Source organism: Couchioplanes caeruleus, assembly GCF_003751945.1.
Lineage (GTDB): Bacteria > Actinomycetota > Actinomycetes > Mycobacteriales > Micromonosporaceae > Actinoplanes > Actinoplanes caeruleus.
Genome location: NZ_RJKL01000001.1, coordinates 4,946,375 through 4,961,554, shown reverse-complemented (window position 1 = coordinate 4,961,554; position 15,180 = coordinate 4,946,375). Strand labels below are relative to the sequence as shown.

Here is a 15,180-nt window from a genome sequence, read left to right as displayed (position 1 = left end):
CCCGCGCCGCCACGGCAGGGACGCAGCATCAATCACCGAGAGTGAGCACCGATCACGCTATGGAGCATCGGCCGAACCGCGGGTCGTTGAGCTGGATGACGGTCCGTAGAATGTACAGGTGCCGCTCGACCGCGATGCCTCCACCAACCGTCATGCCAACGGGGCTGCCCCGGGCGTCAACGGATCGGCAGCCCGTCCGATGACCCCCACCGCGCCCGGCCTGACCGGCGGCGGGCTCAGCGGCGACCCGCTCCGCGCCAACCTCGCCCTGATGGCCCCGGGCACCGCGTTGCGCGACGGCCTCGAGCGCATCCTGCGCGGCCGGACCGGCGCCCTCATCGTGCTGGGCCACGACGAGGTCGTGGAGCGCATCTGCACCGGCGGCTTTCCGCTCGACGTCGAGTTCTCGGCCACCCGTCTGCGCGAGCTGTGCAAGATGGACGGCGCCGTGGTCCTCTCCAGCGACGGCACCCGCATCGTCCGCGCGGCCGTGCACCTCATGCCCGATCCCGGCATCCCCTCGGAGGAATCGGGCACCCGGCACCGCACCGCGGAACGGGTCGCCAAGCAGTCCGGCTTCCCGGTGATCTCGGTGAGCCAGTCGATGCGGATCATCGGCCTCTACGTCAACGGCCAGCGTCACGTCCTCGACGACTCGGCCGCCATCCTCTCCCGCGCCAACCAGGCCCTCGCCACGCTCGAGCGTTACAAGCTGCGCCTCGACGAGGTGTCGGGCACGCTGTCGGCGCTGGAGATAGAAGATCTCGTGACCGTCCGTGACGCGGTGGCCGTCGTGCAGCGCCTCGAGATGGTGCGCCGCATCGCCGACGAGATCTCCGGATATGTGGTGGAGCTCGGCACCGACGGCCGGCTGCTGGCGCTGCAGCTCGACGAGCTGATGGCCGGCGTCGACTCCGACCGCACCCTGGTCATCCGCGACTACCTGCCCACCGGCCGCAAGGCGCGCACCCTCGACGAGGCCCTGGTCGAGCTCGACCTGCTCACCGCGACCGAGATGATCGACCTGGTCGCCGTCGCCAAGGCCATCGGCTACGCCGGCGCCTCCGACGCGCTGGACGCGGCGGTCAGCCCCCGCGGCTTCCGGCTGCTGGCCAAGGTGCCCCGGCTTCCCGCCCAGATCGTCGAGCGGCTCGTCGACCACTTCGGCAGCCTGCAACGCCTGTTGGGCGCCACGGTCGAGGACCTGCAGGCGGTCGAGGGCGTGGGCGACGCCCGGGCCCGCGGGGTCCGCGAGGGCCTGTCCCGCCTCGCCGAGGCGTCAATCCTCGAACGCTACGTCTGATCCGACGGCGACCCGGCCGGGCCGTTCCACGGTGGCGAACACGCCGAAAGTCATCTCTCGCCGCTCCGCCAGTGCCTTGAGCAGGTCGTTCCGGCCGACAGCGGGAGCCTGCGCCATATCGATCATCACGCACCGGGTGAGCGGCCGGACCACCCGCAGCACGACATCGCGGCCGACGCGCAGCCGGCGCCCGAACCAGTCGTCCTCCGGAAACCCGCTCCCGGGGACGTCGACGAGAAAGTTGGCCCGGAACCGCAGCGGGTCGACGTCCCCGCCGCCCGGCTCGCCGCCGCACATCCCGGTCAGCGCGCGGAGCGCGGCCGTGGAGATCAGGCTGACCGGCCCCTCGTCGTGATGCGGAATCGTCGTCTCCGCGACGAGCGTCACCGGGCGGCCCAGCACCTCGCTGACGGCCCGGTGCCCCGCGGACTCGTCGGCGGCGAAGCACCGGCCGTCGGGCAACTCCACGATGGGTACCGGCTCGCCCGCGTGGGCCCGGAGCCGGAACAGGCCCGGCATCCGCCGGAACCGCCGGGTGTTCTTGCCGCTGCCGAGCTTGCCGTCCGCGTCGCACACCGCCCACAACCGGTCGCCCACCAGGCCGCGGTGATCGACCCAGGCGTCCGGCACCGCGTCGCCGAGCATGGATTTCACCGGAAAACGACGGACTTCGGCGATCTGCACGAACCGACAGTAGTAGGTGGGCGCAGCCGCCATCACCGCTCTCGATGCTGCTCGAGACGGTCGCGGGTCCACGCCGTGTGACGTGCACGCAGGTCGGTGGCGGTCAGGTCGGTGCGGCCGAGGCCGTGGTAGTTGTCCCGCCAGCTCTCGACGGTGTGATGGGAATTCGTCAACGCGAACAGGTCCCACAGGACGACGTCCGGCACCGCTTCTCCGGCCGCCCGCTGATAGGCGGCCAGAAAGACGTCTGCCGTCGCCGGGCCGTACAGAAGAACCAGATCCAGCCGACACCAGCTCACGTCGAGGCCACGCGGTGCCCGGGACGCCCCGGACCAGTCGACGATGCCGGTGATCGACCGCCGCTGCCACAGCACGTTGCCGGACCAGTAGTCGAAGTGCGTCAGGACCGATTCCTCGGCGCGAAGACGATGACCGTCGGCCGCCAGGACCGCCGCTCCCGGGGCGTACCGCGTGGCCGGTGACGATGTCGCTGCCATGCCGTCGCGTAGCCCGTCGAACCGGGCGAGCGGCACGGCATGAATGCGCGCCAGAACTCGTCCGAGCTGTTCCGCCGCGTCGTCCGGCGGCACCGAGGTGATGTCGGCACGACCGGGAAGACGAGTGATCAGCACTGCGGGCTCACCGAACCGCCTTCCGATGGCATCGACGTCCACAAGGCGCGGCGCCCACCCGTCCAGGCCGTCCAGTGCCTTCAGGACGGCTGCCTCCCGCTCGGCCGCGTTGTCGCCGGGCGGATATCGCCGCAGCACGATCTGCCTTGTCGGCTGCCCGGTCTCCAGCAGGTGGGTGACGGCGTGCGTGCCACCGGCGAGGCGCTGGACGACACGCGCCGACGCCTCGGGGCCGGCGTTTCCCGCGGCCCACCGTAAGGCCGCGGGAGGCGGGTCGGTCGGGATCATGGGCACCGGGCCCACGGGGTCACGGGGTGAGGGTCAGGATGACCGGGGCGCTGACCTTGGCGCCGAGGCGGCCGCGGACCTGGTACTGACCCGCGGGAGGGGCCGTACCCGCGGCCAGGCCGGCCGCGCACTTGTTCGACTGGCGGCCGTTCCAGGTCACGTTGTATTCGCGTTCGCCGTTCGACGGGAACTCGCGGACGTCGGAGCCCTTCGCGTTGCTGCACGTGTCCGACGACCAGACCTTCTGCGCGCCCGACTCGATGTAAAGCTCCTGGAGGTCCGCGCCCACATCGCGCGAGCACGTACGGGCCGACACGTTCTTGATCTTCAGGCGAATCTCGATCGGGACGCCGCGGCGTGCGGTGGTGCCGGCCGGGATCGGGGTCACCGAGATCTCCTGGTCGGTGCAGGAGCCGTCGGCCGGCACGGTCACGTTCGTGTCCGTCCCGGGCTGCGCGCCGTCGCCCGTATCCGGCTCACCGGCCGGGGCTTCGGACCGCAGCTCCTCCGGGCTCGGCCGGGAGGGGGTGCCCGCGCCGGGAGGCGCGTCCTCGAAGGACGGCTCGGTCTCCGGCGTCGCGGAGGCCGGCGTCGAAGCGGGGCCCCGGGCGGCGCCGGTGGCCTGCTTGCCGCCGCTGTCGTCGCCGCCGCCGAAGCAGGAGACGAAGAGCACGATGACGCCGAGCAGCAGTGCACCCAGCACCACAGCTCGACGCCGCCAGTACACGGCGGCGGGAAGCGGACCAACCGTCGTACGCATGATGGGAGCACCGTATCGTCGTCCGCGCGCCGACGGGGCCGCGACGCGCCGGTTATGCGACACCGACTCGTTTACTGATCGTTAGAGATACACCTTGCGCTGGTAGACGGCGTGCGCACCGGCCACCCGATCGAGAAAGAGTTTTCCCGCGCAGTGGTCGATCTCGTGTTGCAGGGCGCGGGCCTCGAAGGCGTCGGTGGCCAGGCGGACGGCTTCGCCCGTACCCGGAAGGACGGCCTCGACCACGACGCGGCCGGCGCGTTTCACGTCGCCGGTCAGGTCCGGCACGGACATGCAGCCCTCCCGGCCGGGCCGCCAACGGCTGGCCTCCACCACCCGGGCGTTGCACAGCACGAACGTGCCGTGCGAGGTGGCGGTCTTGGGATGCTCGGTGACGTCCACGACGAAGACCTGGGCACCCACCCCGACCTGGGGCGCGGCGAGACCCACGCAGCCGGGCGACACCCGCATCGTGGCGACCAGGTCCGCCGCGAGCTGGACCACCTCCGGGTCCGCGGGGTCCACCTCGGCACCCGGGCGGCTCAGCACCTCGGCCGGGGCGGTGACGACCGGCAACACCCGGCCGTCGACGCCGAGCAGGTCGGGCTTCCAGCCGGCCAGAGCGTCGCTCACAGGACGTCCGTCTCGGCGCGGCGCAGGGTCACGTCGACGCCCAGCTCGTCGGCCGCGGTGGCGAGCCGTACGGCCAGGTCCTCGGCGCTGCCCCGGGGCAGGTCCACCTCGGCGATCAGCACATACAGCGGGCCGCTGAGCCGGGTCGTCAGGTCGGTGATGTTGCCGCCTGCCGCCGCCACCACCCGGGTGACCGCGGCGACGATGCCGAGCCGGTCCGCGCCGTGCACGCTCACCAGGTAGGGCTCGCCGGCCGCGTCCGCCTCCGCCTCCGGCTCGACCGCCCGTACCGTGGCCAGCAGCCCGCTGAGCGGCTCCAGCGCCTTCTCCACGTCCTCCGCGGACGGTCCTGTGCAGATCAGCGTCATGGCGAAGTGTCCGCGAAGCCGGGTCATCGTGGAGTCGGAGAGGTTGGCTCCGACTCCGGCGAGGGCCTCGGAGACGTCGGCGATGATGCCGGTGCGGTCCGGGCCTATGACGGTGATGGCGAGCTCGTTCATCCCGGCATCTTAAGCTTGCCCGGTTATGACGCTCGCCGACTCAGCCATCCAGTGGTACGACCGCAACGCCCGCGACCTGCCCTGGCGCGTCCCCGGCACCAGCGCCTGGGCGGTGCTGGTCAGCGAGGTGATGCTGCAGCAGACCCCGGTCATCCGCGTGGAGCCCGCCTGGCACGCCTGGATGAACCGCTGGCCCACCCCCGCCGACCTGGCCCAGGACCCGCCGTCCGAGGCGATCCGGATGTGGGGCCGGCTGGGATACCCGCGCCGGGCGATGCGGCTGCACGCGTGCGCGGTCGCGCTCGTCGAGCGGCATGACGGGCGGGTGCCGGACGACCTCGACCAGTTGCTCGCGCTACCGGGCGTCGGGACCTACACCGCGCGGGCCGTGGCCACCTTCGCGTACGGGCAGCGTCACCCGGTCGTGGACACCAACGTGCGCCGCGTCGTCTCCCGGGCGGTGGCCGGGGACCCGGACGCCGGCCCGGCCACCACGGCCGCCGACCTCACCGCCATGGCCGAGTTGCTGCCCGAGGAGCCGGCCCGCGCCGCCCGGGCCAGCATCGCCTTCATGGAGCTCGGTGCCATCGTCTGCACGGCCCGGTCGCCGCGGTGCACCGAGTGCCCCTTCGAGCAGGTCTGCGCGTGGCGCCTGAGCGGTGCCCCGGCGCCGTCCGGCCCGACGCGCCGGCCGCAGCGGTACGCGGGCACCGACCGCCAGGTCCGCGGCCTGATCCTCGAGGTGCTGCGCCACGCCACCGGGCCGGTGCCGCGGCAGCGCATCGACGTCGTCTGGGCGGACGACGTGCAGCGCGCCCGCGCCCTCGCCGGACTGGTCACGGACGGTCTGGTGGAGCCCCTGGACTCCGACGCGGACCGCTTCGTGCTGGCAGGTGACCACCCGCCTCGCTATCCGGCGCTGGAATAGGGGCGTTCCACCGGCAGCAGGGCCGGGTCCCGCTTCGCGGCGATCTCCCTGACCATCGGCGTCACGTCCGTGATCGACACCGTCCAGTCGTCGACGTATCGCCGGACCGCGTCTGCGCCGATGCCGAGCTGCAAGGACCGGTACGGCAGGGCGTTCAGCGCCAGCGACCGTTCGGGGTCCCACTGCACCCGTACGGGGCTGGTGCGCAGCCGCCGCGCCCACTCCTCCCGGCTTTCCCCGCTCGCCCGGTCGTGGTGGCTCGAGCAGGCGTGGGCGAGCGCCCAGTCGAAGCCCGCACGGGTGATCCGCACGGCGAGGACGCGTTCCTGGCCGGGCTTGGTGGCCCATCCGCAGCGGTACATCATCCACAGGAAGGACGGCTTGATCCAGGTCATCCGCTCGCGCTTGAACGGGTCCACGAACCGTCCGGCGCGCACGGCAGGACCGGCGATCGCCTCCGGGTACGCCTGGTAGACGGTGATGGTGTGCTCGTCGTACACGGCTCGGATCTGCCGCTGGGGAACTTCCATGAGCCGATGATCGAGGGTGGCGCGGAATGCCGCGACCGAGTTATCCCGCGGAACAGCACAACGGCCCGGCGCTTTCCGCGCCGGGCCGTGGTGTTTGTGCTCGATTACTCGTCGGCAGCGGCCGCACCGAGGTCGGCGGGCACCGCGTCCGGAACCACGGATCCGCGGTCGGCTCCCTTGAACACCAGCTTGGACTTGTCGGTGTTCTCCGGGTCGCCTTCGCAGTCCACGACGACGATCTGGCCGGGGCGCAGTTCGTTGAACAGGATCTGCTCGCTGAGGGTGTCCTCCAGGTCCCGCTGGATCGTGCGGCGCAGCGGCCGGGCGCCCAGGACCGGGTCGAAGCCCTTCTTCGCCAGGTACTTCTTGGCGTTGTCGGTCAGCTCGAGGCCCATGTCCTTGTTCCTGAGCTGGGACTCGATCCGCGCCGTGAAGATGTCGACGATCTCGAGGATCTCGTTCTGGCGCAGTTGGTGGAAGACGATCGTGTCGTCGATACGGTTGAGGAACTCCGGGCGGAAGTGCTGCTTCAGCTCGTCGTTGACCTTGACCTTCATCCGCTCGTAGTTGGACTCCTCGGCCTCGGAGGCCTGGAAGCCCAGCGACACCGCCTTGGCCACGTCACGCGTGCCCAGGTTGGTGGTCAGGATGATCACCGTGTTCTTGAAGTCCACGATGCGGCCCTGACCGTCGGTGAGGCGGCCGTCCTCGAGGATCTGCAGCAGCGTGTTGAAGACGTCCGGGTGGGCCTTCTCGATCTCGTCGAACAGCACCACCGAGAACGGCTTGCGGCGCACCTTCTCGGTCAACTGGCCACCCTCGTCGTAGCCGACGTATCCGGGAGGCGCACCGACCAGGCGCGACACCGTGTACCGGTCGTGGAACTCCGACATGTCGAGCTGGATCAGCGCGTCCTCGGAGCCGAACAGGAACTCGGCGAGGGCCTTGGACAGCTCGGTCTTACCGACACCCGAGGGGCCGGCGAAGATGAACGAGCCCGAGGGCCGCTTCGGGTCCTTCAGGCCGGCGCGGGTACGCCGGATCGCCTTCGAGACCGCCTTGACCGCGTCCTCCTGGCCGATGACCCGCTTGTGGAGCTCGTCCTCCATGCGCAGCAGCCGGGAGGTCTCCTCCTCGGTGAGCTTGTAGACCGGGATGCCGGTCCAGTTGCCCAGCACCTCGGCGATCTGCTCGTCGTCGACCTCGGACACGACGTCGAGGTCGCCGGCCTTCCACTCCTTCTCCCGCTGCGCCTTCTGGCCCAGGAGCTGCTTCTCCTTGTCGCGCAACTGCGCGGCCCGCTCGAAGTCCTGCGCGTCGATCGCGGACTCCTTGTCCCGGCGGACCTGGGCGATGCGCTCGTCGAAGTCCCGCAGGTCCGGCGGCGCGGTCATCCGGCGGATGCGCATCCGCGCACCGGCCTCGTCGATGAGATCGATCGCCTTGTCCGGCAGGAACCGATCCGAGATGTACCGGTCGGCCAGCGTCGCCGCCGCCACCAGGGCGGCGTCGGTGATGCTGATCCGGTGGTGCGCCTCGTAACGGTCGCGCAGGCCCTTGAGGATCTCGATGGTGTGCGCCAGCGACGGCTCGCCCACCTGAATCGGCTGGAAGCGGCGCTCGAGCGCGGCGTCCTTCTCGAGGTGCTTGCGGTACTCGTCCAGGGTGGTCGCGCCGATGGTCTGGAGCTCGCCACGCGCCAGCATGGGCTTCAGGATGGACGCGGCGTCGATCGCGCCCTCGGCCGCACCGGCACCGACCAGGGTGTGGATCTCGTCGATGAACAGGATGATGTCGCCCCGGGTGCGGATCTCCTTGAGCACCTTCTTGAGGCGCTCCTCGAAGTCACCGCGGTAACGGGAACCGGCGACCAGCGCGCCGAGGTCGAGGGTGTAGAGCTGCTTGTCCTTCAACGTCTCGGGCACCTCACCCTTGACGATGGACTGCGACAGCCCCTCCACGACCGCGGTCTTGCCGACACCCGGCTCGCCGATGAGCACCGGGTTGTTCTTGGTCCGGCGCGAGAGCACCTGCATGACCCGCTCGATTTCCTTCTCCCGGCCGATGACCGGGTCGAGCTTGCCCTCCCGGGCGGCCTGGGTCAGGTTGCGACCGAACTGGTCGAGCACCAGCGACGTCGACGGCGCGGCCTCGCCCGCCGCCGCACCGGCCGCGGCCGGCTCCTTGCCCTGGTAGCCCGAGAGCAGTTGGATGACCTGCTGGCGAACCCGGTTGAGGTCGGCGCCGAGCTTGACCAGCACCTGGGCGGCGACGCCCTCACCCTCACGGATCAGCCCGAGCAGGATGTGCTCCGTGCCGATGTAGTTGTGGCCGAGCTGCAGCGCCTCGCGCAGCGAGAGCTCCAGCACCTTCTTGGCCCGCGGCGTGAACGGGATGTGCCCGCTCGGCGCCTGCTGGCCCTGGCCGATGATCTCCTCGACCTGCTGGCGGACACCCTCGAGGGAGATGCCGAGGCTCTCCAGAGCCTTGGCGGCGACGCCTTCGCCCTCGTGGATCAGGCCGAGCAGGATGTGCTCCGTCCCGATGTAGTTGTGGTTGAGCATCCGGGCCTCTTCTTGGGCCAGGACGACAACCCGTCGCGCTCGGTCGGTGAACCGCTCGAACATGCCCTCGTGCTCCTCACGTGCCGTGCGCCAATGAACTGGCGGGGCCAGCGCACGGGCATCGGTGATACCCGTGCTGTAACTCTATCGCCGCCGGGTGACTCTGCTGGGCCCTCGAGCCCTCTCGGGACGTCCTGCGCCGATGATTTCCCCAACTTCGCACGCTCAACGGCTGTTCCCCACCCCTGCGGAGTACGCGCACAGCGAAATCCAAGGCGCGATCATCAGCGGCGGCGACGCCGTCCACAGCCTGTGGACAACGCCGTACACCCCTGTGGATAACTTACGCACGCCGAGCACGGAAGGAGCGAAAAGCAGCAGGGTCCGCAGCGCCGAAGCGCTACGAACCCTGTGGAAACCCCAGTGTGCCGGGCGACAGCCCCGGCGGCCGGACCTATCTCGATGCGCTCGGACCCACCCCGATGGGTTCCGGCGGCCGAGCTGGACCCGGCCCGGAGCGGCGAGCCTCAGCGGCCCGGCCCCTTGGCGTGGAACTCGTCCACGATCTCCTGGGGGATGCGGCCCCGGTCGGAGATCTCCTTGCCGTTCTTCTTGGCCCACTCCCGGATGGCCTTGTTCTGCTCCCGGTCGGCGGTGGCACCGCCCCGGCCCCGGGCAGCCCGGCCGCCCACGACCACCCCGCCACGGGCGACCTTCGATCCGGCGGCGACGTACTGCGCGAAGACTTCCCGCAATTTCGTCGCGTTCTTGTCGGACAGGTCGATCTCATACTGAATGCCGTCGAGGGCGAACTTGACGGTCTCGTCGGCATCACCGCCGTCGAGATCGTCGACCAGCTTGTGAATGATCTGCTTGGCCACGCGCCGTTATCCTTCCGAACACAGGTTCTCAGACAAAGCCCTGCGGAGAACAATAACGCTATGCCCGCGTGTTCCGTCAATGCGGGCCTCGATATCGACTTGAACGCGTACCGGCATCGAACGGAGTGTTTCGTGGAATGCCCGCCCCGGTGACGGGCACGTTTCCCCATTCCGGCGGGGCCCGGAGCGCCGATTCCCAAGCGGAACCACGGAAATCGCGCCGAGTGCGACCCGGACGGGCCGGCTCATCGGCGAGCGCCGCACGCCGCCCATCCCACCGCGTTGCCACCGGCTTTCGGCCCGGCGCCGTCGCTACCGGCAGACTGCTTTCGACCATCCGCTCACGACCGCGCGATGCTGCCGACCAGCCACCGTGCGGCGCTGCCGACCAGCCACCGTGCGGCGAGTAGCGGGCCGCGACCGAGGTAAACGGCCTGGTCCTAATCCGCCGAAGTCACCGGCGCTGCCCGCGGGCCCCGGCGAAAGCAGGTGGCCGGCGTAGGCCCGATCCCGCGCCGGGAAATCGGCAAGTCGCCGACCGGCGATCCGCGCCCGCCATGCCGCAGGTAGCGGAATTGCAACGATGATCAACCGGGCGGCCGCCAAGCCCGGAAAAGATAGAGATCCGTGAACAAAGCGTCGCTGTGCGTCACAAACGCAGGCTGGAGGATCTGTTCCGGACCGCAATTAATACACCGCGCGGTCGGGCCCCGCCGGGTGACCGGGGCCGCCGATCGGGACGATCAACGCGATCGCGTGCGGAACAGCCGATCAACCGACATTGCGCTCATAGACCATGCGCAGACCGATGAGTGTGATCATCGGTTCGTGCGCGGTGATGGTCCGGCACTCGTCCTTGACGAGCCAGGCCAGTCCGCCGGTGGCGATGACCGACCGCACGGTGCCCAGTTCGGCCGTCATCAGCTCGACGATGCGGTCGACCTGCCCGGCGACGCCGTAGTAGAGGCCGGACTGCAGGCATTCGACCGTGTTCTTGCCGATGACCGACCGCGGCTTGGTCGGCTCCACCTTGCGCAACTGCGCCGCCCGCGCGGCGAGGGCGTCGAAGGAGATCTCGATCCCGGGCGCGAACGCACCGCCGAGGAACTCCCCCTTGGCGCTGATCACGTCGAAGTTGGTGGTCGTGCCGAAGTCCACGACGATCGAGGGCCCGCCGTAGAGGGCGTGCGCGGCCAGGGTGTTCACCACCCGGTCGGCGCCGACCTCCTTGGGGTTGTCGATCGCGAGCTGCACGCCGGTCTTCACGCCGGGCTCGACGATCACATTCGGCAGATCGCCGTAGTAGCGCGCCAGCATCGTCCGCAACGACCGCAGCGCGGCGGGCACGGTCGAGCAGGCCGCCACCCCGGTGATCTCCACCGCGTCGCCGGCCAGCAGCCCGCGAAACATCAGACCGAGCTCGTCGGCGGTCGACCGCGCGTCGGTCTTGATCCGCCAACTGTGCACCAGCTTGTCGCCGTCGAAGGTGGCGAGGACGGTGTTGGTGTTACCGATGTCGATGCAGAGAAGCACGATCAACCTTAGGTGGGACGATCAGTCGATGCGGGGACGATCAAAACCTTAAACCGTTTCCGGGTACGGGCGTTGGCGCCCACAACCGCAACACCGCCCCAGCAACACACGGGACCGAGCCCCCGAGCCACCCACCCCGCTGCCGGGCCCCAGCTCCGTGCCACTGCCGAAGAAACCCCGCCGCCGAGGCCTCGCCGAGGCCGCACAACCGCCCCCAGCCCGAGCCGCCCCGACGCGCCCGCCGCAAGGCTCGACCGACGTCCGGCCGCGACCGCGCCGGGCGCCGGCAGCCGGCGAACATGGGCGCCGCCGCCCTCGCGGTGGCCGCCGCGCCACGAGCCGGGCATCGTCGGCCCGGCGACCCGACCGAGCGGTCGGTCAGTTCACCCGCAGGTCCAGCGCGATGTCGAGGATCGGGGAGGAATGGGTCAAACCACCCACCGAGAGGTAATCCACCCCGGTCGCCGCGTAGGCGGTCGCCGTTTCGAGGGTCAGGTTGCCGGTCGCCTCCAGCTCGGCGCGTTCGCCGACGCGGTCCACGACCGAGCGGAGCAGCTCCGGCGTCATATTGTCGCAGAGCAGGAAGTCGGCGCCGGCCTCGACGGCCTCCTCCGCCTCGGCGAGGGTCGTCACCTCGACCTGCACCGGGACGTCCGGGAACCGCTCGCGGACCAGCCGGTACGCCGCCGAGATGCTGCCCGCCGCCAGCTTGTGGTTGTCCTTGATCATCGCGACGTCGTAGAGGCCCATGCGCTTGTTGGTGCCGCCGGCGACCCGGACCGCGTACTTCTCCAGGGCGCGCAGGCCCGGGGTCGTCTTGCGGGTGTCCAGGACGGTCGCCGTCGTCCCGGCGAGGGCGTCGGCCCACCGGCGGGTGTGCGTGGCCACGCCGGACATGCGGCACAGCAGGTTCAGGGCCGTACGCTCCGCCGTCAGCAGCGAGCGGGTCGGCCCGGTGACCACCGCGAGCACGTCGCCGCGGGTGACGCGGGCACCCTCGGGCACCCGCTGGTCGAAGATCGCCGTGCCGCCCGAGGTCACCGCGAAGACCTCGGCGGCGACCGGCAGCCCGGCCACGACCCCGGCGGCGCGGGCCACCAGCTCGGCCGTGCTGGTCTGCTCCGCGCCGATGGTGGCCTCGCTGGTCACGTCCCGCGGCGGATCGCCGAGGTCCTCCGCGAGCGCCGTGTAGACGACGCGCTCCACCTCGGCGAGGTTGAGCCCCTCGATCGCCTGCACCTGCGGGGTTTCGTCTGTCATGCCATCTCCTCGAAGGTCTGGGCCAGCATGCCGTGCCGGTCCATCGAGTCCAGCAGGTGCCCGCGCCACTCGTCGGCGGCGTTCGGGTGGTCCTCACGCCAGTGGCAGCCCCGGGTCTCGCGACGGGCGTGCGCCGAGGCCACCAGGGCGGTGGCCACGGTCAGCAGGTTGGTCGACTCCCACGCGGCGTTGCGGGGCTCGCCGCGCTGCTCACCGAGGCGGCCGAGCTCTTGCGCCGTGCTCTCCAGGGACTCCGCCGAACGCAGCACGCCCGCACCGCGGGTCATCGCGCGCCGGAGCTGGGCGCGGATCTCCGGAGCGGCCACCCAGCCCGGCTCGCCGGTCCGCGGGGCCGGGTCGGCCTGCGCCGGCAGGTCGCGGGCGATGTCGTCGGCGATGCGGCGGGAGAAGACCAGCCCCTCGAGGAGGGAGTTGCTGGCCAGCCGGTTGGCACCGTGCACGCCGGTGCAGGCGACCTCGCCGCAGGCGTACAGGCCCGGGATGGAGGTGCGGCCGTGGAGGTCGGTGCGGACGCCGCCGGAGGCGTAGTGGGCCGCGGGCGCCACCGGGATGAGCTCGGTGGCCGGGTCGACGCCGGCCGCGCGGGTCGACGCCACGATGGTCGGGAAGCGCCGCTCGAGGAAGTCCTTGCCGAGATGGCGCGCGTCCAGATAGACGTGGTCGTCGCCGGTGGCGCGCAGTACGCGGTGGATGCCCTTGGCGACGACGTCGCGGGGTGCGAGCTCGGCCAGTTCGTGCTGGCCGACCATGAACCGCTTGCCGGCGTCGTCGACGAGGTGGGCGCCCTCGCCCCGCAGGGCCTCGGAGATCAGCGGCCGCTGCACCGAGGTCACGCTCGCGGTGACGAAGGAGGTCGGGTGGAACTGGACGAACTCCACGTCGGTGACGCTCGCCCCGGCGCGCAGCGCGAGCGCGACGCCGTCGCCGGTGGAGACGGCCGGGTTGGTGGTGGACGCGAAGATCTGGCCCATGCCACCGGTGGCCAGCACGACCGCGCGCGCCAGGATCGCGCCGACGCCGTCCTCGCTGCCCTCGCCGAGCACGTGCAGGGTGAGGCCGCAGGCCCGGCCGTCGGCGGAGCGCAGCAGGTCGAGCACGAGGGCGTGCTCGACCAGGCGGATCCACGGATCGCGGCGCACGGCCGCGTGCAGGGCCCGCTGGACCTCGGCCCCGGTCGCGTCGCCGCCGGCGTGCACGATGCGGTCGGCGCGGTGGCCGCCCTCGCGGGTCAGCATGAGCGAGCCGTCGGCGTTGCGGTCGAACTCCGCACCCAGCCGCATCAGCTCCTTGATCCGGGTGGGACCCTCCTCGACCAGCACCCGCACCGCCGCGGGGTCGCAGAGGCCCACGCCGGCGATCTCGGTGTCGAAGGCGTGCGCCTCGGGGGTGTCGAGGGGGTCCAGCACGGCGGCGATGCCGCCCTGCGCCCAGCGGGTCGAGCCGTCGTCGATGTTGACCTTCGTGACCACCGTGACGTGCAGGCCCTGCTCCCGCAGGTGCAGCGCGGCGGTCAGACCCGCGATTCCCGAGCCGACCACCAGCACGTCGGTGGATTCGCTCCAGCCCGGCTCGGGGGCGGCCAGGCGGCGGGGTAGCGCCGGCAGGCCGGCGAGATGCGACATGTGATCAGTCAACCGCGCCGGTACGACGAAATCACGGCCGGGGCGCCAAGAAGTGCTCAGCGTTACTGGTACTGGACCGGCAGCGCCTTCTGGCCCTTGCCCTTCAGCGAACCCTTCAGCTTGTTGGTGTCCACCCACAGGTAGCAGCGCACGCCCCGGTCGCCGAGCTCCCACACGTCATCTCCGCCCGGCAGCGACACCACGCCGGCCCGGTACTGCAGGTCGGCATCGTCGGGTACGCCGACGTACGAGGCGATCAGGCCGCGGCACCCGTCGTGGTACGCGTCCCACTGCTTGGTGGTCTTCGGGTACGCCCGGTCGCCGGCGTCCCAGACCCCGACGAACTCGGCGTTGTGCGGGGCGGAGCACGGCGCGGCGGGCATCGTGCCGATCTCGCCGTCCTTGTCGAGCAGCACCCTGTAGCAGGTGAGCAGCAGCGGCGACGCGGCCTCCTGCAACGCCCCCCGCAGGGTCCCGACCCGCTGGACGAGCCCGCCGTCGTCCTCGACCGAGCTGCTGACCACGACCTCGCAGCGGAACCAGCGGGCACCCCCGGCCCAGGCGGCCCGGGTCGGCTGGGTCACCCCGATCCACAGGCGGGCTGTGCGCCAGGGTCCGCCGACGTACTCGGTGGTCTTCTTGTCGCAGGTCGCGTACGCCGCGCGCGCCGCCGCGGACGCGTTCGCCGGAGGCTCGGGCGCCTCGGCCGCCGGGCTCGGGTATTCGCCGACGTGGACGGTTTCGGTGCGGTGCACGAGCTGGCAGTCGACCTCTTCGTACGAGGCCCGCGGACCGAACTGGGAGAAGTTCGCGAGGTGGCAGGTCCCGGCCGTCGGGGTGAAACCGGTCGGCACGCCGAGCGCGGCCCACTGGTCGGTGAGGTCGCCGTCAACTCCACCGGGTTTGGCGCATCCGGCGAGGGATACGGCGACCAGCACGCTCAGCGCGGCGGCGACACCACAGCGGCTCAGCCGCCGGGAGTGCCGCCGGAGGAGCCGCCGGGAGAAGTGACGCATGAACCGAGCCCCCCGAGCGCCGCGC

Annotated in this window: 14 protein-coding genes; 2 read left to right on the top strand and 12 right to left on the bottom strand. The window is 71.1% G+C overall.

What is annotated here, in order from left to right:
- The first annotated feature begins 118 nt into the window (after positions 1-118).
- On the top strand, positions 119-1,303 hold the full coding sequence (disA, locus tag EDD30_RS22010) for a DNA integrity scanning diadenylate cyclase DisA (RefSeq protein ID WP_071807166.1): 1,185 nt from the start codon (positions 119-121) through the stop codon (positions 1,301-1,303).
- Here the strand turns inward: disA and EDD30_RS22005 are convergent.
- The 5 genes from EDD30_RS22005 to EDD30_RS21985 all read right to left on the bottom strand — a co-directional run bounded on the left by EDD30_RS22005 (position 1,280) and on the right by EDD30_RS21985 (position 4,800).
- A complete protein-coding gene (locus EDD30_RS22005) occupies positions 1,280-1,987 on the bottom strand; it encodes an MOSC domain-containing protein (protein ID WP_071807170.1) in 708 nt (235 codons plus the stop codon). The genes disA and EDD30_RS22005 overlap by 24 nt on opposite strands.
- 32 nt (positions 1,988-2,019) lie before the next feature.
- Positions 2,020-2,907 (bottom strand): phosphotransferase family protein, encoded by an 888-nt coding sequence (locus EDD30_RS22000; RefSeq protein WP_071807165.1) that lies wholly within the window; start codon positions 2,905-2,907, stop codon positions 2,020-2,022.
- A gap of 19 nt (positions 2,908-2,926) precedes the next feature.
- Positions 2,927-3,667 carry an RAD23 family protein gene (locus tag EDD30_RS21995; protein ID WP_071807164.1) on the bottom strand — a complete coding sequence of 247 codons (741 nt, stop codon included), beginning with the start codon at positions 3,665-3,667 and terminating at the stop codon, positions 2,927-2,929.
- Between the two features lie 81 nt (positions 3,668-3,748).
- Positions 3,749-4,300, bottom strand: a complete 552-nt coding sequence (locus tag EDD30_RS21990) for a peptide deformylase (RefSeq protein ID WP_071807163.1) — start codon at positions 4,298-4,300, stop codon at positions 3,749-3,751.
- Positions 4,297-4,800 (bottom strand): glycine cleavage system transcriptional repressor, encoded by a 504-nt coding sequence (locus tag EDD30_RS21985; protein WP_071807162.1) that lies wholly within the window; start codon positions 4,798-4,800, stop codon positions 4,297-4,299. Before EDD30_RS21985 ends, EDD30_RS21990 begins: the two co-directional genes overlap by 4 nt.
- Before the next feature lie 25 nt (positions 4,801-4,825).
- Here EDD30_RS21985 and EDD30_RS21980 point away from each other — a divergent pair, with 25 nt between their 5' ends.
- Positions 4,826-5,728: an HhH-GPD family protein gene (locus EDD30_RS21980; protein ID WP_071807161.1), complete on the top strand. Its 903-nt coding sequence runs from the start codon at positions 4,826-4,828 to the stop codon at positions 5,726-5,728.
- On the opposite strand, the gene EDD30_RS21975 is transcribed toward EDD30_RS21980, so the two are convergent.
- From EDD30_RS21975 to EDD30_RS21945, 7 genes are all read right to left on the bottom strand, one after another.
- The gene (locus EDD30_RS21975) at positions 5,710-6,258 is read right to left on the bottom strand and encodes a DUF4291 domain-containing protein (protein ID WP_071807160.1); all 549 of its coding nucleotides are present in this window, start codon (positions 6,256-6,258) and stop codon (positions 5,710-5,712) included. The genes EDD30_RS21980 and EDD30_RS21975 overlap by 19 nt on opposite strands.
- Positions 6,259-6,362: 104 nt before the next feature.
- Positions 6,363-8,885, bottom strand: a complete 2,523-nt coding sequence (locus EDD30_RS21970) for an ATP-dependent Clp protease ATP-binding subunit (protein ID WP_071807159.1) — start codon at positions 8,883-8,885, stop codon at positions 6,363-6,365.
- Positions 8,886-9,349: 464 nt separating this feature from the next.
- Positions 9,350-9,703: a histone-like nucleoid-structuring protein Lsr2 gene (locus tag EDD30_RS21965; RefSeq protein ID WP_071807158.1), complete on the bottom strand. Its 354-nt coding sequence runs from the start codon at positions 9,701-9,703 to the stop codon at positions 9,350-9,352.
- A 771-nt stretch (positions 9,704-10,474) separates the two neighbouring features.
- On the bottom strand, positions 10,475-11,236 hold the full coding sequence (locus EDD30_RS21960) for a type III pantothenate kinase (RefSeq protein ID WP_071807169.1): 762 nt from the start codon (positions 11,234-11,236) through the stop codon (positions 10,475-10,477).
- Positions 11,237-11,614: 378 nt separating this feature from the next.
- Positions 11,615-12,496 (bottom strand): carboxylating nicotinate-nucleotide diphosphorylase, encoded by an 882-nt coding sequence (gene nadC / locus EDD30_RS21955; RefSeq protein WP_071807157.1) that lies wholly within the window; start codon positions 12,494-12,496, stop codon positions 11,615-11,617.
- Complete coding sequence (locus tag EDD30_RS21950) at positions 12,493-14,139, bottom strand: L-aspartate oxidase (protein WP_071807156.1); 1,647 nt, start codon at positions 14,137-14,139, stop codon at positions 12,493-12,495. The genes nadC and EDD30_RS21950 overlap by 4 nt, the downstream gene beginning before the upstream one ends.
- Before the next feature lie 62 nt (positions 14,140-14,201).
- Positions 14,202-15,155: a septum formation family protein gene (locus tag EDD30_RS21945; protein WP_084556627.1), complete on the bottom strand. Its 954-nt coding sequence runs from the start codon at positions 15,153-15,155 to the stop codon at positions 14,202-14,204.
- Positions 15,156-15,180: the final 25 nt, after the last annotated feature.